Genomic DNA, 17,512 nt, shown 5'->3' with positions numbered 1-17,512 from the left:
CTCAGTCTTTCGTCGTGCCGGCCAGCAGGGTGACGATCGAGCGGACGTAGTCCTGGAGCCGTTCGCGCGGATACTCCTGCGGCTCGCTGACCGCGAGCCTGCCGAGCATCTCGGCGACGGTCAGGGTCGAGTTCGCGAGCAGTCCCGCGTCCATCCCCGACCAGCGCGGTGACATCGCGATACCCACGCGGACAAGGGATTCCGCGCGGGCCAGGATGTCGGCGCGGGCCGCGCGCAACGCGTCACGGTATTCGTCGGGCGCGCTGGCCGGGGTCGCCAGGATCAGCCGCCAGCGCGTCGGATTCGCCAGTGCCACACCGACGAACGCCTCGACCGTCGCCGAGGCGGCGGCGACCGGATCGGTGTCGAGCAGGTTCTCCGGCAGAGTCTCGGCGATCTGCTCCAGCCCGCGTTCGCGTTCGCGTTCCAGCAGGGCCTCGACGAGTTCGGCGCGGGTCTTGAACACGGTGTACAGCACCGGTTTTCCGACGCCTGCCTCCTGGGCGACGGCTTCCATGCTCAGCTCGTGCAGTTCCATCCGGCCGAGCACGGTGAAGGCGGCGTCGAGGAGCTGGGCGCGCCGCTCGTGCGGCGGCAGGCGGGGGGCATAGCGGCGCCGCGGCCGTTGCTCCTGCGTCGCGGTCACGCCCGCACCTCCTGTCGTTTCCTGGACGATACCCCGGCGGTGGAGTCTCGGCCTCAATCCTACGCAACCGTTGTATTCGCGGCGCACCATTGCTACGGTTGCGTTGTATTCAGATGTGAGGTTCGCCTCGGCACTGCAAAGGAGCACGTGCAATGGCTTTCGATCCGTCCACCCTGCGCCGCGACGACTACGGCTTCTTCGGGCCGGATTCCCCCAGCTGGAAGGTGTGGGCGTCGCCGACCGCGCTGATCGGGTTCCAGCGCGCGGTCACCCTCGAGCATTTCGATCCGTTCCTGACCGCGGCGGTCGCCGATTCACAGGGCATCTACGACAACCCCGCGACCCGCCTCGACCACACGCTCGCCTACTTCGTGCTGGTCGCGCTCGGCGACGGCCGCACCGCCATCCAGGCGGCCGAGCACCTGATGAAGGTGCACGCGCCGATGACGGGCATCGAGCCGATCAGCGGCAAGCGCTACAGCGCCAACAGCCCGGAATCCCAGCTGTGGATCCACATCACCGGCTGGCATTCGGTGCTCGAGTGCTACGAGATGTACGGGCCGGGACCGTTGAGCCCCGAGGAAGAGGAGCGGTACTGGGCCGAATGCGCGATCGCCGCCGAGCTGCAGACCTGCAAGCCCGCCGACGTACCGCGCACCCGCGACGAGGTGCACGCCTACTTCGAGCGGGTCCGACCGCAGCTGTGCGTCTCCGAGCGGGCGATCGAGGGCATGCACTACCTGCTGTGGACACCGCCGAGCAAGGGCTGGCATTTCGCGATCGGCAGCAGGCTGCTGTCGCTGGCCAGCATCCCGACCCTGCCGATGTGGATGCGCAAGCTCGGCCGTTTCGCCGTGCCGCGCGTCGTCGATCCGCTGGTCCGGATCCCGGCGAAGGTGATCGCCTGGACCGCCTCCCGCCGCGACAACTGGGTCCTGATCAAGGCCGCCCCGTTCATCGCCCCGATGACCGGCGCGATCTTCGCCGCCCACGCCCACTCCGCGCCGCCGCGGACCCTGTCGACGATCACCCCGCAGCAGGCCCGCGAGCGCTACGGCAGCCAGGGCACCCGCAGCCTGTGGGAGCAGCGCATGCCCGCCGAATCCGCCTGATCTATTCCGCCCTGGGCCGCCAACCCAAGCCCGGCGCGGTCAGGACGACGTCGCGCGCCTGGCCTTCTCGATCCGATTGATATTCGTCTCGACCCATTCCCGCAGCGCCGTGATCGGTTCGCGCAGGCTGTGACCGAGATCGGTGAGCGTGTACTCGACCCGGGGCGGCACCGTGGGATACACAGTGCGCGCGACGAATCCGTCGTGCTCGAGCTGACGCAGGGTCTGCGTGAGCATCTTCTGGGAGATGCCGTCGATGCGGCGGCGCAGATCGGTGTAGCGCAGGGTGCCGTCGGCGAGGGAGTCCACGATCAGCACCGTCCACTTGCCCGCGATGCGGTCGAGGACCTCGCGGGTGGGGCATTTGGCCGAGTAGACGTCGGCGGGCAGGCCGGTCGCTTCATGAACTGTGCGCACCCGGCCGATTCTAGGGCACTTTCAGGTGCCTACTTCCTAAAGGAGAGTGACTCTCCGATAGTAGGAATCATGATCACGCAGACACTGTCAGTCACCGAAGCCATCCGCACCCGGCGCACCGTCCGCCACTACCGGCCCGATCCCATCGCCCCCGAACTGCTCGAAGAACTGCTCGACCTGGCCGTGCAAGCCCCGAGCGCCTGGAACATGCAGGACCGCTCGATCGTCGTGGTGACCAGCGACGACGGCCGGAAGGCATTGTCGGAGGCGGCTTTCGGTCAGCAGCAGCCGCTGGAGGCGCCCGCGGTGCTGGTGTTCGTCGCCGATCCGGCGGCCTGGACAGCCGCCAACACCGATATCGCCGAGCAAGCCGTGCGGAACGGGGCGTGGAACGAGCGGTTTCAGGCGATGTTCGATTCGCGCGCCGAATATCACTCGATGCGCGAGCGCGGGCTGCTGCGTGAGAACGCCGTGAAGAACGCGATGATCGCCGCCACCTATGTGATGCTCGCGGCGACCGGTCTCGGGCTCGCCTCGGCGCCGATGAACGGGTGGGACGCCGAGCTGGTGAAGCAGGCGATCGGCATCGACGCGGACGCGGATCTGGCGATCGCGGTCATGGTCACCGTCGGCTACGGCGCGGCCACCCCGCCGCACCCGGGTCGCAGGCCGCGCGAGCGGGCGGTGTTCGCCGAGCGCTATCCGGCGCTCAGCTGACGCCGAGGGTGTTGATGGTGGCGGCGAGGAAGACGATCGCGCTGCCGAGCGCGGTGAGCGTGGCCACGTCGAAGGGGCGGCTGCGGACGGCGAGCAGGCCGACCTGCACGGTCGGCAGGCACAGCCGGAACGCGGCGGCCACCAGGGCCGCGCTGCCGAAGATGATCGCGCCGCGCCGCCACCGATCCCAGGCGACGAACACGACCGCGACCAGGATCAGCGCGCTCACCACGGTCATCGGCAGATGACTGCGCAGGTACTGCTGCCCCGCGCTCAACCGCACGACCCGATGCTTCCCGGTCGTCTCCGCCTTGTTCACGGCCCCGATTGTTCCAGACGCCGCCGCCGGGCGGGCGCCCCCAGCCCGATCGGTGGGGCGAGCCGAGTGCGCGAACCCGGCATGACAGAGTGATGCGCTGTGCTGCACCTGATCTTTCACAACCCCGTGATCCCACCCAATACCGGCAACGCGATCCGGCTGGCCGCGGGAACCGGTTGCGCGCTGCATCTGATCGAACCACTCGGCTTCGACCTGTCGGAGTCGAAACTGCGCAGGGCCGGGCTGGACTATCACGATCTCGCGGTGGTGACGGTGCATCCCGACCTGGCGACGGCGTGGACGGCCATCCAGCCGGGACGGGTGTTCGCGTTCACCACCCAGGCCACCACCCGCTTCACCGACATCGCCTACCGCGACGGCGACGCCCTGCTGTTCGGCACCGAACCGACCGGACTGCCCGCGGAGGTGCTGGCCGATCCGCAGATCACCGAACAGGTGCGGATCCCGATGCTGCCGGGTCGTCGCTCGATGAATCTGTCCAACGCCGCGGCGGTATCGGTGTACGAGGCGTGGCGCCAGCTGGGGTTCCCCGGCGCGGTGTAGCCGTAGCGCTATATCAGCGCTAAAATAGCGCTATGGCTACCATTCAGGTTCGGGACATCCCCGACGAGGACGCCGAGGTGTTCCGCAGACGCGCCGAAGCAGAGGGTATGTCGTTGCAGGCATACATGCGGCGGGAGTTGATCGCCGCCGCACGTCGCCGTTCGAAGACCGAGGCGATGGCGGCAATCCGTGAAGCGCTCGAGCGCGATTCGAGCGCGGGAGCCGATCGCGAATCGATCCTGAGCGCATTGGACGACGCCCGTGGCGAGTGACGAGTACGTGCTCGACGCCTCGGCCGCCTCCACCGCGTTGCTGCGCAAGGACGCCGTCGGGACCGCCGTCGGACGGTTGATCGAGACCAGCACCTGCCACGCTCCACATCTCATCGATGCCGAAGTCGGCAATGTGCTGCGCCGCCATGAACGCAAGGGCCTGATCGACCCTGACACCGCCACGATCGGCCTGCGCATGCTGGCGACGATGGTCGATCGGCGCTATGCCCACCAGGGTTGGCTCAGCGAGCAGGCATGGCAGCTCCGCCACACGATCACGTTCTACGACGGCCTCTATGCCGCGTTGGCGGCACGACTCGATGTTCCGCTGCTCACCAGCGACGCACGGCTCAGCAAAGCGCCCGGACTGCCGTGCCGAGTCGAAGTGATCGACTGAGTTTCCGGCGTCAGTCGTCGACGTCGAAACGTTTGAAGCGGGAGGTGGCGCCGCCGGTCAAGCGCACTGCCGACTTGGCGACGCCGAAGTGCTCGGCGAGGAGTTCGATGGCGGCCTTGTTGGCCTTGCCCTCGACGGCGGGGGCGCGGACGTAGAGGGTGAGGGTGCCGTCGTCGGCGGTCTCGACCAGCGGGCCTTTACGGCTGTTCGGTTTGATCGTCGCCCGTACCGTCGGCACCGGACTTCTCCTTCTTCGGATTCTGTTGCGTCCCAGTGGTCTTCGCCGCCGCGGGCGGAGCGCCCTTGCCGCGTCCGCGCACCAAACGCACGATCACCCAGAGCACGCCGCCGAGCACCGCGAGGAAGCCCAGCCACGGGACCGCCTTGCCCGCGAAGACGACCGCGTCGCGCAACCAGTCGACGAGCGAGTTCCAGCCCGCGACGATGCCGTCCCAGAAGTTGTCCGGGTCGCCGGGCGCCTTCTTCTCGTCGGCGGTAAGGGTGATGGTGAGCGTGGACAGGGCGACCTGGTCGTCGAGGGAACGCTTCTGCGCGGTGAGGCTGTCGAGCTCGCCCTGCCTGCTCGACAGCGCCTCCTCGGCGGCGATCAGGTCGGCGGTGTTGGTCGCGCCTGCGATGAGCGCGCGCAACCGGTCGACGGAGGCTTGCAGTGCGCGGATGCGGGCGTCGAGGTCTTCCCACTGCATGGTGACGTCGTCGCGGTTGGTGCTGACCTCGGTGACGGTGCCGATCCCGCCGAGCCCGGTGATGAAGGCGTCGGTCTTGTCGGCGGGCACCCGCACGCTGAGCACCGCGCGCGGCGTGCGGTCGTCGGTCCCCGGCTGTTCGGTGCGGCTGTCGATCCGGCCGTCCATGGCGCGCACCTGCTCGGTGACGGTCGCCGCGGCGCCGATCGGATCGTCGGCGGTGACGTCGACCGACCCGGTGATCACCTCTTTCCGGTTCGCCGAATCCGACGGCGCAGGCCCCTCTTTCGACGGCGCCCCTTCCCGGAACCCCGGCGCCACCGCGGACGCGGGCCCCGAGATCGTCGGCGACGACGCGCGATCGGCCTGACTCCCGCTCCCGTCGTCCCCGCACCCGGCCAGGAACAACAGCCCCAGCACCCCGACCATCACCACGGCAAGCTTGCGCATGTTCGCAGCGTAATGCGCCGCCGCCGACCGCGTCAGCGGAGTCGGTGGGCGTGGCGTTCGGCGGCGGCAAGGCGGTTGTCGAGGTGGGGGTGGGTGGCGAGGAAGGCCGGCATCTCGGCGAGGTGGCCGGTGGGGCCTGACACCTGCGGGTGGGCGTGCACGAGTTGCAGGACGTAGCGGAAATCGTCGAGATAGCCGAGGTCGACGACGACGCGATCGGCCAGGTATTCGCTGCGTTGCGACAGCCAGGGCCGAGTCACCAGCTGGGTGGCGGCCAGGGCCAGCGCGAGTGCGGAGCCCCAGGGGCCGAGGAGGAGGGCGAGGGCCGCGAAGAGCAGGCAGGCCGCGGTGCCGTAGGCCAGGACGGCCGGGGCGACGAGCAGCGTGGTCGCGGCGGCCGCGCCGAGATAGGAGTAGCGCAGGGCCGCGATCACGCGGTTCGAGAGTCGCAACAGGCGCGGGTGCAGCGGGATCATCAACCAGTCCGCCGGCGCGAAAACAGCGCGTACCAGCCACCCGAAGGGCCACCGATACCACCGGATCACCGACCGCCAGGTGGCGGTGCCCTGCAGACGATGTCCGAGCTCGTGGGCGAGCAGCGCTTCGAGCTGACGCTCGGTGAACGCCTCGACGGCAGGCCGGGTGACACTGACATAGCCGCTGGCGTTGACGGCTCCGTTGACGGCATCGGAGTGCATGACCCACACGGTGGTCGTGGCGGCGGGCAGACCGGCGGCATCGGCGACATTCACCCATGCGCGATTCACCCGGTCGTGTTCTTCCGGCAGGTTCCGTTCGGACGACAGCGCCATCGCCCCCAACATGAGCCGTTGCCAGCCAAGCACCAGCGGACCCGACGCGGCCCACAGCACGGCGACCAGCACCGCGGCCCAGTTCGCCAGCAGCGCTGCGGTTCCCACCAGCAGCCAACCGCTCAGCACGAGCGATGGCAGCGATGCCAGCAGATCCGCCACGGCCCAGTGGTAGCCCTGCCGGTAGGTCACCGACAGTGTGTTCAGTTCGGAGTGCGACATGTGGCCCCCACGATTCGATGCTCCACTTCCTTGATACCGCAGTAGCTCAGGGTTGTCCGGTACCGATTCGGCTGTCGGTCAGCGGAAGTCGCGGGAGCGGGCGACGATGGTGAGGTCGAGGTGTTCGAGGTGGTCGGCGAGGAGGCTGGCCGCGCCTTCGGCGTTCTGGACCCGGCCGCGGATGAGCAGGGCGGTGGCGGTCTGGGCCATGCGGCGGTAGCGGGCCCAAAGACCCACCGAGCAGACGACATTGACCATGCCGGTCTCGTCTTCCAGGTTGAGGAAGGTGACGCCGGCCGCGGTGGCCGGGCGCTGGCGGTGAGTGACGGCCCCCGCGACCAGGATGCGGGTGCCGTCTTCGACGAGCAGCAGGTCGGCGGCGGGGACGACCCCGAGCGAGTTCAGGTGCGCGCGTAGGAATTCGGTCGGATAGCTGCCGGGTGAGATGCCGCTGGCCCAGACGTCGGCAGCGGCGAGTTCGAGGGCGCTCATGCCGGGGAGCGACGGCGCGACGGTCGCCGGGCCGGTGCCGGGCAGCAGGTTGGGGCGTTCGCCCGCCGCTGCGCCCGCGGCCCACAGCGCGGCCCTGCGCACACTGCTGCCGCGGTCGTCGACCAGGGTGTCCAAGGCGCCTGCGGTGGCGAGTGATTCCGCCTGCGGGACGGTCAGTTCCACGCGGCCGGTCAGGTCGAGCATCGACGTGTACGGGCCCGCCGCGGTGCGCTCGGCGACGATGCGGTCGGCGAGATCGGTGCCGATGTGGCGGACACCGGACAGGCCGAGCCGGATCTCGGTGCCCGCGTTCTCCAGGGTGGGTTCGGCGCGACTGGCATTGATGTCGGGGCCGTGCACGCGCACACCGTGGCGGCGGGCGTCGGCGACCAGCGACTGCGGCGAGTAGAAGCCCATCGGCTGGGCGCGCAGCAGCCCCGCGCAGAACGCGGCGGGATGGTGCAGCTTGAACCAGGCCGAGTAGAACACGATCGAGGCGAAGCTCTGCGAATGGCTTTCCGGGAACCCGAAATTGGCGAAGGCGTAGAGCTTCTCGTAGATGCGGTCCGCGACCTCGCCGGTGATCCCGTGCAGCTCGCGCATGCCTTCGTAGAGCCGGCCTTTCAGCCGCTCCATCTTCTCCGGCGAGCGCTTGGAGCCCATCGCCCGGCGCAGCTGATCGGCTTCGGCGGGGGTGAACCCGGCGACGTCGACGGCCATCTGCATCAGCTGCTCCTGGAACAGCGGGACGCCGAGGGTGCGTTCGAGCGAATTCTCCAGCGCCGGATGGTCATAGACGACCGGCTCTTTCCCGTTGCGCCGGCGGATGTAGGGATGCACCGAGCCGCCCTGGATGGGACCGGGCCGGATCAACGCCACCTCGACCACCAGGTCGTAGAAGGTGCGCGGCTTCAGACGCGGCAGTGTCGCCATCTGCGCGCGCGACTCCACCTGGAACACCCCGATCGAGTCGGCGCGCTGCAACATCTCGTAGACGGCCGGTTCGGCGAGGTCGAGCGCGTGCAGTTCGACCGTCTCACCCTTGTGCTCGCGCACCAGGTCGATCATGTAGTGCAGCGCCGAGAGCATGCCGAGGCCGAGCAGGTCGAACTTGACCAAACCGACTGCGGCGCAATCGTCTTTGTCCCACTGCAGGACACTGCGCCCCGCCATCCGCGCCCACTCCACCGGGCACACGTCGGCGATCGGCCTATCGCAGATCACCATGCCGCCGGAGTGGATGCCCAGGTGCCGGGGCAGGCCGTCGAGTTCACCGGCGAGTTCGAGCACCGGCGCCGGGATATCGGTGCCGGTCTCGGCCGACACCCCGGACCAGCGGCTCACCTGCTTGCTCCACGCGTCCTGCTGTCCCGGCGAGAAGCCGAGCGCCCGTGCGGCATCGCGCACCGAGGACTTGCCGCGATAGGTGATCACGTTGGCCACCTGAGCGGCGTAGTCGCGGCCGTACTTGGCGTAGACGTGCTGGATGGCCTCCTCGCGCCGGTCCGATTCGATGTCGACGTCGATGTCGGGCGGTCCGTCGCGCTCCGGCGAGAGGAACCGTTCGAACAGCAGTTTGTTGCCCACCGGGTCCACATTGGTGATGCCGATGGCGTAGCAGACCGCGGAGTTGGCCGCCGAGCCCCGGCCCTGGCACAGGATGTCGTTGTCCTTGCAGAACTTGACGATGTCGTGCACCACCAGGAAGTAGCCGGGGAAGGTCATCTTCTCGATCACCGCGAGCTCGTGCTCGATCTGCCGGTACGCCTGCGGATTCCGCTCCGGTGGGCCGTAGCGCTCGGCGGCGCCGCGCAGGGTCAGCTCGCGCAGCCACGAGTCCTCGTCGTGCTCGGCGGGCACGTCGAACGGAGGCAGCTTCGGGGCGATCAGGCGCAGGTCGAACGCGCATTCCCGGGCCAGGCTCACGGCATTGGCCACCGCCTGCGGATGGTCGGCGAACAGCCGCGCCATCTCCGCACCCGAGCGCAGATGCGCGCCGCCGGTGGGCGCGAGCCAGCCCGCCATCTCGTCGAGACTGCTTCTGGACCGGATCGCGGCCAGCGCCATCGCGCGACGGCGCTGGGACGGGCCGGCGAAGTGCGCACCGGTGGTGGCCAGGACCGGCAGACCGAGGCGATCGGCTAGCGCGATCAGATACGCGTTGCGTTCGTCGTCGGTGGCGATGCCGTGGTGGGTGAGTTCGACGCTGACCCGGTCGTCGCCGAAGCGTTCGATCAGATCACGCAGCGCCGCTTCGGCTTTCGGCAGGCGTATCGCGCCCTCGCGCAGATCCTGCTCCAGCGCGCCGCGCAGGTGGCCCTTCCGGCAGCCGGTGAGGATGTGCCAGTGCCCGCCCGCCGTCGCGGTGAGCGTGTCGAAGTCGTAGCGCAGCACGCCCTTCTCACCCGCGGCCATGTGCGCGGCGGCCATCTCCCTGGACAGGCGTCGATAGCCCTCTTCGCCGCGCGCCAGGACCAGCAGGTGCGGGCCGCGCGGATCGGGAGAACCGGTGCGCGGCACGGAATCCGGGGCGCCGACATGGCCGATCGCGTCGCTGTCCGCCGCGATGCCCGCGATATCGGCGAGCAGCCCGCCGCGGGGAACAGAACGGCGCCTGACCGCATCCCCTCGGCCAGGCGCCGCCTCCGCATCGGTTCCCAGTGACAGTTCGGCACCGAAAACCGTTGGCATTCCCCATTCTCTGGCGGCCTCGGCGAACCGGACCGTCCCGTAGAACCCGTTGTGGTCGGTGAGCGCGAGCGCCGACAACCCCAGGCGCACCGCCTCCTCCACCAGCTCCTCCGGCTGACTCGCGCCGTCGAGGAAGCTGTAGGCGGAGTGGGCGTGCAGCTCGGCGTAGGGCACCGTCGGCGTGGTCGGCGGTGCGATCGAATCCGCTTCGTAGGCACCACGTTTGCGCGACCACGCCGGACTGTCGCCACCGTCGCCCGGATGCATGTCCTGCGCCGGACGACGGCTCGGCTTGCCCGAGAGCACCCGCTCCAGTTCCGACCAGGTCGGCGGACCGTTGCTCCAGCCCACGCGCCCTCTCCTCTCACGACCCCCGCATCACATCCACCTCCCGCTCGGTTGCGTTTGCCCGACCCCTCAACTCGCGGGCAACCGCTCCATCGACCGCGACTCCAGCGCGGCCTCCACATGTCCCAGACCCGACCGGATCACCGCGCCGTAGGCATCGTTGGCGAGCACGTCCAGGTGCCCGCGCGCGATGGCCAGCTGCATCCGCGCCATCTCGAAGTCACCGACGCGGCGGTGACTGTCGGCCAGGTTCAGATACAGCGAGGGCAGGAACCCGCGCAGCCCCTCGTCCAGCGGGATGCCGGGCCCGAACACCGCGCCGAGCGCCCGCTGATCCCAGAGCAACGCGCCCTCGGGCAACTCCTGCACATCCGCCAGGTGATGTGCGATCACGCAGCGATGCAACGGGTCGCCGCCTTCCCCTACCTCGTCCCAGAGCCTGGTCAGCGCCGCGCGCGCCGCCTCCGGGTCGCCACCGCCGAGCCGCACCGCGGCATAGATATCCGCCATCCGATCGTCCGCCATGGGTCAAAGTATCGCACATACGTTCGAACATTGGCGAGAGCCGTTCGAACATATTTTCGAGTTTCTCGCGAGCTCTGGTCCCGGAACTTACTTTGGAGTAAGTTCGAGGGAACGAGCTGCAAAGGAGCAGTGATGTCACAGGTTTCTCCCGGTGCACAGGGTCGTCGCGGTCGCCGACGGCTCGATCTGACCGGCACCCATGTCGTGATCACGGGCGCGTCGTCCGGGATCGGGCGGGCCGCCGCGCTGGCGGTCGCCGACAAGGGCGCCGTTCTCTTTCTCCTCGCCCGCCGCGGTGACGAACTGGCCGCCGTGGTCGCCGAGATCGTCGACGCGGGCGGGCAGGCCTACGGCTATCAGTGCGATGTCACCGATGCCGAATCCGTCGAGGCGACCGTCAAGGCGATCCTCGATCAGCACGGTCACGTGGACATGCTGGTGAACAACGCGGGCCGCTCCATCCGGCGCGCCATCCACCGCTCCACCGACCGCATGCACGACTTCGAACGCACCATGGCGGTCAACTACTTCGGCGCGCTGCGGATGACTCTCGCCCTGCTGCCGCAGATGCGCGAACGCGGCTTCGGCCACATCGTCAACATCTCCAGCGCCGGCGTCCAGGTCGCCACCCCGCGCTTCTCCGCCTACCTCGCCAGCAAGGCGGCCCTGGACAAGTTCACCGAGGTCGCCGCCATCGAAACCCTCGCCGACGGCGTCACTTTCACCACCATCCACATGCCGTTGGTGCGCACCCCGATGATCGCCCCCAGCGGCGACCAGGGCCCCGCCGAGTCACCGGAATGGGCCGCGGCCACCATCGTCCGCGCCCTCACCGAACGCCCCAAGCGCATCGACGTCCCCCTCGGCACCTTCGCCGAATACGGCGCCTTGCTCACCCCCAAACTCCGCGACCGCCTCCTGCACCGCTACTACCGCGCCCTCCCGGATTCCCCCGCGGCCAAAGGCGAATCGACCGACCCCACCGACAAACCCCCGAAACCCGTACTCCCCCACCGCGAACCGAAACCCAAATCCCCCGCCCGCAAAGCCACCGGCAACGCCCTGCGCCGCGCCGCCCGCTGGGTCCCCGGCACCCATTGGTGAGCTATCAGCTGGACCGTTGCTCACCACGCTCTGGTGTGAGCATCGGCCGAGAGTCGACCGCCACCAGAGCGTGGTGATCTTGAACTATCCGCCCCGGGTGCTCTTGCTGGAGTCGGCGAATGCGGGGAGTTGTTCTACCGCAGCGGGTTCCAGGTAGGTGGCCGGCTTGGCAGCGGCGCCGCAGCTCGCCTGACGTGGGGCGGCGGCGACGGTGCGGGCGGTAACTCGCCAGCGGCGGCCGTCGCTGTGGGTGACGATGGCGGCGCCGGCGAGGGTCGGGTCGGCGGTCGGGGTTGGGTCGGGGGTGACAGTGAGGGCGTCCGCCGGCAGGGGTGGGAGTTGTTGGCGGACGGCCACTTCGGCTAGTTGGGCGATCGGGTCGTAGCAGCTGCGGCCGCGTAGGCCGGTCAGGGAGACCTCGCCGGTGTCGGCGGCGGCGAGGAGGGCCTCGGCGGCGGTGGAGTCGACGCGGCCGTAGGTGAGGCCGGACGGGAGCAGGACGACGGCGGGGGCGAAGCGGTGGCCGCCGGTGTGGGAGGCCTCCCAGACGCGGCCGGGGTTGGCGGCGGCCAGTGCGGCGGCGATGGGGCGGCCGAGCAGGGCGCAGCACTGGTCGCGTTTGCCGTGTGCGCAGACCAGGACCAGCGGATCCTCCACGCGCACACCGATTCCCGGGGGTGGGCCGTCGACGAGGTGCAAGTCGATGTCGAAGAGCTGGCGTAGGTCGGTGATCTCGAACCGCTCGCACCACGAGCCCTCGGGGCGCGAGCTGACCAGCAGTACGGTGCGGGTGCCGGTGAACTCGTTGCGGCCCGGTCGACGGATCAGTGTCGGGCGGACCTTGGCCGCCGTGGTGCGCGCCGCCAGTTCGGCGGTGATCTCCGGGCCGAGCACCTCGTCGCCGATCACGTCGCGACCCCACGCGCCGGGGTGCTCGATGCACAACCAGCCGGTGACGGTGGCCGCGGTGCCGAGAAGTGGAAGATCGGCCGCGGCGGCCGAGCACAACATGCCCTCGAACGGGTTCATGGCGCTCCTTCCACGTCGATCCGTCCGGCCGATCCGGAACAGGCGTCGTTTCACTGTAGAACCGGCGGCGGGTCCGTAGGTAAGGGCACCCTGTGTCCTCGGCCGCACCGTCATTCGTAGACGCCCTCGGCGTGCCAGGTGGCGGCGTCGTAGACGAGCAGGACGGCGCGGATCTCGGTCGGTTCGGCATCGAGCTGGACCTGGGCGCGGGCGGCGGGACCCGCCTGTTCGGCGGCGGCCCACCAGCGCTCGTCCACCGGCCACGGGCCCGCCCAGCCGAGCAGCGCCCACTGCCTGCGACCCCAGTGCAGCCGGACCGGGTCGGCGGTGAACAGGCCGCGGTCGGTGACCTCGACGGCGGTGCCGTCGGCGGCGGTCAGGTGCACGGTGGGGCGGTGCAGGAGCAGCAGGGTCGGCGCCGGTTCGGGGAGCCTGCCCGGCCAGGGCTGGGACGGGTCGGCGGCCGGGGTGAGCTCGTCGCCGAGGGCGATCATGGTGATGCGTTCGGCCGGACCGCGACCACCGCTGAGCACCCCGACGCGCACCGCCTCGCCACCGAGCAGGCCCTGCACCCGGACCAGCGCGCGACGGGCGCGTTCGGTCTCCTCGCCCTCCCCGCCCCACAGCCCGAGCTGCAGCGCGCCCGCGGCGACCACCTCGACCGGCTCCAGGCGCAGCGCGACGATCGGGGCGGTCGGCCGGTCGCGGTGGGTGAGCCAGCCGTCGAGTTGCCAGCGGATGCGGTCGGCGGTGTCGGGTGGGGTGAGCGGACGGGCGCATCGCCAGATGCGGGAGAGCTCCTCCCCCGCCTCGGTGCGCGCAGTGACGGCGAGGCGGGTGCAGGCGACACCGGCGGCGGTGAGGGCGGTGTGCAGCCGGGTCGCGAGGGCGCGGCCCGCGAACGCGGCGGCGTCGACCCGATCGATCGGCGGATCGCAGTCGAGTTCGACGCTCAGTTCCGGCGGGGGTCGCCGCGCCGACGGCGGGCGCTCCGGTAGGGCGCGGGCGAGGCGATGGGCCAGGACCGCGTCGGCGCCGAAGCGGGAGGCGACGTCGGCGGGGGTGAGCCGGGCGAAGTCACCGATGCGGCGTAATCCCAAGCGGTGCAGCAGGTCCACCAGTTCGGCGCGTTCCGATGGGGCCAGGGCCGGTTCGGCGGCCAGCTCGGCCACCGGCAGCGGCGCCAGATAGCGCGCGCCCTCGTCCACCGGGACGATCGCGGCGCGGCGGGCCGCGAGCACCGCGGTCGACATGGCGTCGGCGATGCCGATCTGCGCTTCGGCGCCCGCCACCGCCACGGCGTCGATGAGCCGCACGGCTGCCGCTTCCTCGGAGCCGAAGAACCGGGTGGCGCCGCGCGCTCCGAGCACCAGGAGTCCTGGGCGCAGCACTTCGACGCCGGGCACCGTCGCGTCGACGGCGCCGGCGACCGGTTCGAACAGGCGGGCATCGCGGTCCGGGTCAGCTTGCGCGACAACCAGATCCGGGCAACGTGACTGCGCTTCCCTGCGGGTCACGCCCGCTCGCACGCCCTCCACGCGGGCGATCGCCGAGCACGACACGACCCGGTTGCCGTGCAGCACCGCCACCGGACGATCCGCGGGTACCCCAGCCGCCGCTGCCGCCGCCACCGCGGGCCAGTCGGGGCACAGCAGTGCCAGGACACGCTCCCCGCGTGTCATCGCCGGCCACCGGCACGGGTTCGAACACCATTGCCCGACGCCACCGCAGGCACACGGTCACGGCTGGTCGACATCCCGCGATCCTTGGTGCGCAACATGATCCGAGCTGCCGCCCGATGGCCCGGCATCGGCGGGGCCGTCGGACAGGCGATCGGCGCCTGACCGGATGGCCACCGCCGGACGGTCACGACACAGCCTCCCTGAGGTCGACCACCTCACGGGTCTCCGCCTCGCGCGCAAGCCATTCGGTGCGACCGGCCTGGGCGCACAGGTCGATGCGCCCGTGCCGGGGTGGGCCCGCCTTGGCGCTGACGCGCACATCCAGGCAGACCGAGCGCAGGCGGCCACGGCCGGCGCCGAGTCCGCGGTAGCCGGTGACGCGGGTGTCCAGGCGCAGCGACGGATTGGTCCAGGTGCCGCCCGCGACGACCAGGGTGGCGCCGCGGTTGCGGGCGCGGGCGGCGAGGACCCGGCAGCGGGCGGGTGGGACCGCGAGGTCGCCGAGGCCGAGGACCACCAGGTCGAGCCCGTCGAGCAGGACGGCGGCCACTTCGGCCGGATCGGGGCCTGGGTCGGCGATCACCGCCAGCCGGGACAGCTGGGCGCCCATTTCGGCGGCTGCCAGCAAACCCAGCCGGGGCAGCCCGACCACGGCGGCGTGACCACCGTCGCCGGTCACCGCGGCGAGCAGCCCCGAGAGCATCGAGTGCGCGCCGGAGTACGCGACCACGGCGCCTTTGGGCAGTCCGCCGTCGGGCAACAGTTCGGCCAGCGGTCCTGGCACCGGGAGCAGATCGCGACGTAGTGGCTGCTCACGCGGTATATGGCCGGTGGCGGACTCGCCGCGACCCGGCACCGACGCCATCCGGCGACGTAAGTCGTCGAGCGTGCGCTCACGGGCCGCCACCTCGGGCGACAACGCATCCGAACCCATCAACACCACCTACTTCCACGATGGACCCGCGAGCGGAGAACCGCCCAGCGCCGGAACGGCAGCACCGTTTCAGCTATCGATCGTATTCGAATATACGTTCGATGGCGACCAGGGTGACACCCACCCCCTTCCCGTGTCCACAGCGGGGCCCCTTATACCCGCGCGCCGTGATACCGGCCAGTCATCGGCATATTCGACTACCCTCGCACCCGTGACCGAACGTGCTCGTCCCCATATCGGCCCCGACTACCTCGTCGCGGGCCGCTACCGCCTGCAGTCGAAATTGGGCGGCGGTGGCATGGGTGCGGTCTGGCTCGCGACGGACCGGCTGCTGAACCGGGAAGTCGCGATCAAGCAGGTGCTCTCCACGGCCGGGTTGAGCGAGGCCGAGGCCGAGCGGATCCGCAGCAGCATCGTGCACGAGGGCCGGGTGGCGGCCAAGCTGTCGCACGAGCACGCCATCGCCGTCTACGACGTGGTGATCGAGGCGGGCGAACCCTGGCTCGTCATGGAGTACTTACCCTCGCGCAGCGTGGCCAAGGCGCTCGCGCTGGTCGACACGCTGCCCGCGGTCGAGGTCGCCCAGATCGGCGCGCAGGTGGCCGACGCGCTCGCCGCCGCGCATGCCGCGGGCATCGTGCACCGCGACATCAAGCCGGGCAACATCCTCGTCGCCGATCGCGGTCCCGATCTCGGCAAGGCCAAGCTCAGCGACTTCGGCATCTCCCGCGGCGCGGGCGACACCCACGGCGACGACCCCGAGGGCACCATCACCGGCACCCCCGCCTACCTGCCGCCCGAGGTGGCCCGCGGCGCCCAGCCGACCGAGGCCAGCGACGTGTTCTCCCTCGGCGCGACGCTCTACACCGCGCTGGAAGGCCAGCCGCCGTTCGGTTTCGACGAGGACGAGAACGACGTCGTCACCAGGGCCGCGATGGGCCGGATCATCCCGCCCACCCGCAGCGGCATCCTCACCCAGCCGCTGCTGCACATGCTCGAGCCCGCGCCGCAGCGCCGCCCGACGATGGCCCAGGCCCGCGACGAGATCCTCACCGCGGCCTTCGGGCCCGGCACCGCCGCCTACATCCTCGGTGTGCCGCTGCGTACCGAGGACGGCACCATTCCCTCGTGGGCGGCCCGTAACTCCGCCAGCGGCCTGCGCAGCCCCCACTCCGCACCGCTGCCGCGCCCGCAGCGCGCGCCCCTCGCCGCCCCGCCCGCGCAGCAGGCGCAGCAACGCACCGGCAGCTTCGTGGACAACCTGCCCAACGGCGCACCGCTGGCCATCGGCGCGGGTGTGCTGATCGGGCTGGTCATCCTGATCGCGCTCATCATCGCGGTGATGTAAACCCGCTCACTCGATGCGGCGGCGATGCGCCCAGCGGGTCAGGGCATTGCGATTCGACTGCTGGGTTTTGCGGAGCACGTTGGACGCGTGGGTTTCCACGGTTTTCACCGAGATGAACAGGGTTTCGGCGATCTCGCGGTAGGTGTAGCCGCGGGCGAGCAGGCGCAGGACCTCGAGTTCGCGCGGGGTGAGCGAGTCCAGTTCGGGGTCGAGCGGCGGTTCGGGAACCGGGGAGCGGCCGGTGAACGAGTCGAGGACGAAACCGGCGAGGCGGGGGCTGAACACGGCGTCACCGCCTGCGACCCGGCGGATGCCGTCGGCCAGTTCGGCGCCGGAGATGGTCTTGGTGACATACCCGCGCGCGCCCGCCCTGATCACCGCGATCACGTCCTCGGCGGCATCGGACACGCTCAGCGCCAGGCACACCGGGCCATCGGCGATCCCGGTCAGCACCGCGACACCGCCGCCGTCGGGCATGTGCACGTCCAGCAGCACCACATCGGGCCGCGCGGCATCGATTCCGGCGACCGCCTCGGCCACCGCACCGGCCTCGCCGACGACCTCCATGTCGGTCTCGCGGCTCAGCTCGGCACGCACCCCCGACCGGAACACCGCGTGATCGTCGACCAGAAACACCCGAACACTCACTGACAGCTCTCCTCATCCCACCCGTGCGATCGACTCGCTCATCGGTACCACAGTTCTCGCGCGGGGTTCGCGCCGC

At 70.4% G+C, this 17,512-nt stretch carries 19 protein-coding genes; 7 read left to right on the top strand and 12 right to left on the bottom strand.

Features of this window, described 5'->3' with window-relative positions:
• Position 1: 1 nt before the first annotated feature.
• A complete protein-coding gene (locus tag IEY60_RS20770) occupies positions 2-646 on the bottom strand; it encodes a TetR/AcrR family transcriptional regulator (RefSeq protein ID WP_189030765.1) in 645 nt (214 codons plus the stop codon).
• 152 nt (positions 647-798) lie between these two features.
• Between IEY60_RS20770 and IEY60_RS20765 the strand changes: the two genes are divergently transcribed.
• The gene (locus IEY60_RS20765; RefSeq protein WP_189030763.1) at positions 799-1,758 is read left to right on the top strand and encodes an oxygenase MpaB family protein; all 960 of its coding nucleotides are present in this window, start codon (positions 799-801) and stop codon (positions 1,756-1,758) included.
• Positions 1,759-1,797: 39 nt separating this feature from the next.
• On the opposite strand, the gene IEY60_RS20760 is transcribed toward IEY60_RS20765, so the two are convergent.
• Positions 1,798-2,175 carry a winged helix-turn-helix transcriptional regulator gene (locus IEY60_RS20760; protein ID WP_189030761.1) on the bottom strand — a complete coding sequence of 126 codons (378 nt, stop codon included), beginning with the start codon at positions 2,173-2,175 and terminating at the stop codon, positions 1,798-1,800.
• Between the two features lie 69 nt (positions 2,176-2,244).
• Between IEY60_RS20760 and IEY60_RS20755 the strand changes: the two genes are divergently transcribed.
• A complete protein-coding gene (locus IEY60_RS20755; protein ID WP_189030759.1) occupies positions 2,245-2,892 on the top strand; it encodes a nitroreductase family protein in 648 nt (215 codons plus the stop codon).
• Here the strand turns inward: IEY60_RS20755 and IEY60_RS20750 are convergent.
• The gene (locus tag IEY60_RS20750; RefSeq protein ID WP_229739993.1) at positions 2,885-3,211 is read right to left on the bottom strand and encodes a DUF3017 domain-containing protein; all 327 of its coding nucleotides are present in this window, start codon (positions 3,209-3,211) and stop codon (positions 2,885-2,887) included. The genes IEY60_RS20755 and IEY60_RS20750 overlap by 8 nt on opposite strands.
• Positions 3,212-3,310: 99 nt before the next feature.
• On the opposite strand from IEY60_RS20750, the gene IEY60_RS20745 reads away from it, so the two are divergent.
• Genes IEY60_RS20745 through IEY60_RS20735 form a run of 3 tightly spaced genes read left to right on the top strand, consistent with a single transcriptional unit; the run spans position 3,311 to position 4,444 of the window.
• Positions 3,311-3,775: a tRNA (cytidine(34)-2'-O)-methyltransferase gene (locus IEY60_RS20745; RefSeq protein ID WP_189030757.1), complete on the top strand. Its 465-nt coding sequence runs from the start codon at positions 3,311-3,313 to the stop codon at positions 3,773-3,775.
• Positions 3,776-3,807: 32 nt separating this feature from the next.
• On the top strand, positions 3,808-4,047 hold the full coding sequence (locus IEY60_RS20740) for a FitA-like ribbon-helix-helix domain-containing protein (protein WP_189030755.1): 240 nt from the start codon (positions 3,808-3,810) through the stop codon (positions 4,045-4,047).
• Positions 4,037-4,444 carry a type II toxin-antitoxin system VapC family toxin gene (locus IEY60_RS20735; RefSeq protein WP_189030753.1) on the top strand — a complete coding sequence of 136 codons (408 nt, stop codon included), beginning with the start codon at positions 4,037-4,039 and terminating at the stop codon, positions 4,442-4,444. The genes IEY60_RS20740 and IEY60_RS20735 overlap by 11 nt, the downstream gene beginning before the upstream one ends.
• 10 nt (positions 4,445-4,454) lie before the next feature.
• Here IEY60_RS20735 and IEY60_RS20730 read toward each other — a convergent pair whose 3' ends face one another.
• The 5 genes from IEY60_RS20730 to IEY60_RS20710 all read right to left on the bottom strand — a co-directional run bounded on the left by IEY60_RS20730 (position 4,455) and on the right by IEY60_RS20710 (position 10,691).
• Complete coding sequence (locus IEY60_RS20730; RefSeq protein WP_189030751.1) at positions 4,455-4,682, bottom strand: DUF167 domain-containing protein; 228 nt, start codon at positions 4,680-4,682, stop codon at positions 4,455-4,457.
• Positions 4,642-5,601 carry a DUF4349 domain-containing protein gene (locus IEY60_RS20725; protein ID WP_189030749.1) on the bottom strand — a complete coding sequence of 320 codons (960 nt, stop codon included), beginning with the start codon at positions 5,599-5,601 and terminating at the stop codon, positions 4,642-4,644. Before IEY60_RS20725 ends, IEY60_RS20730 begins: the two co-directional genes overlap by 41 nt.
• 32 nt (positions 5,602-5,633) lie before the next feature.
• Positions 5,634-6,635, bottom strand: coding sequence for a M48 family metalloprotease (locus IEY60_RS20720; RefSeq protein WP_189030747.1), 1,002 nt, complete (start codon positions 6,633-6,635; stop codon positions 5,634-5,636).
• A 78-nt stretch (positions 6,636-6,713) separates the two neighbouring features.
• Complete coding sequence (locus tag IEY60_RS20715) at positions 6,714-10,169, bottom strand: error-prone DNA polymerase (RefSeq protein ID WP_189030744.1); 3,456 nt, start codon at positions 10,167-10,169, stop codon at positions 6,714-6,716.
• 66 nt (positions 10,170-10,235) lie between these two features.
• Positions 10,236-10,691: a hypothetical protein gene (locus tag IEY60_RS20710; protein ID WP_189030742.1), complete on the bottom strand. Its 456-nt coding sequence runs from the start codon at positions 10,689-10,691 to the stop codon at positions 10,236-10,238.
• Between the two features lie 132 nt (positions 10,692-10,823).
• Here IEY60_RS20710 and IEY60_RS20705 point away from each other — a divergent pair, with 132 nt between their 5' ends.
• Positions 10,824-11,795, top strand: a complete 972-nt coding sequence (locus tag IEY60_RS20705) for an SDR family NAD(P)-dependent oxidoreductase (protein ID WP_189030740.1) — start codon at positions 10,824-10,826, stop codon at positions 11,793-11,795.
• A gap of 84 nt (positions 11,796-11,879) precedes the next feature.
• On the opposite strand, the gene IEY60_RS20700 is transcribed toward IEY60_RS20705, so the two are convergent.
• From IEY60_RS20700 to imuA', 3 genes are all read right to left on the bottom strand, one after another.
• Entirely contained in the window at positions 11,880-12,824 is a 945-nt protein-coding gene (locus IEY60_RS20700; RefSeq protein ID WP_189030739.1) for a ferredoxin family protein, read from the bottom strand.
• 110 nt (positions 12,825-12,934) lie between these two features.
• Complete coding sequence (locus IEY60_RS20695; RefSeq protein ID WP_189030737.1) at positions 12,935-14,506, bottom strand: DNA polymerase Y family protein; 1,572 nt, start codon at positions 14,504-14,506, stop codon at positions 12,935-12,937.
• 184 nt (positions 14,507-14,690) lie between these two features.
• On the bottom strand, positions 14,691-15,440 hold the full coding sequence (gene imuA' / locus IEY60_RS20690; protein ID WP_189030735.1) for a DnaE2-dependent mutagenesis accessory factor ImuA': 750 nt from the start codon (positions 15,438-15,440) through the stop codon (positions 14,691-14,693).
• 211 nt (positions 15,441-15,651) lie between these two features.
• Between imuA' and IEY60_RS20685 the strand changes: the two genes are divergently transcribed.
• A complete protein-coding gene (locus tag IEY60_RS20685) occupies positions 15,652-16,788 on the top strand; it encodes a serine/threonine-protein kinase (RefSeq protein ID WP_189030733.1) in 1,137 nt (378 codons plus the stop codon).
• 6 nt (positions 16,789-16,794) lie between these two features.
• Here IEY60_RS20685 and IEY60_RS20680 read toward each other — a convergent pair whose 3' ends face one another.
• Complete coding sequence (locus tag IEY60_RS20680; protein ID WP_373291739.1) at positions 16,795-17,436, bottom strand: response regulator; 642 nt, start codon at positions 17,434-17,436, stop codon at positions 16,795-16,797.
• Positions 17,437-17,512: the final 76 nt, after the last annotated feature.

Origin of the sequence: Nocardia rhizosphaerihabitans (genome assembly GCF_014646295.1) — a bacterium.
In the GTDB taxonomy this organism is placed as follows: Bacteria; Actinomycetota; Actinomycetes; order Mycobacteriales; family Mycobacteriaceae; genus Nocardia; species Nocardia rhizosphaerihabitans.
This window is presented reverse-complemented; position numbering and strand designations above follow the sequence as displayed.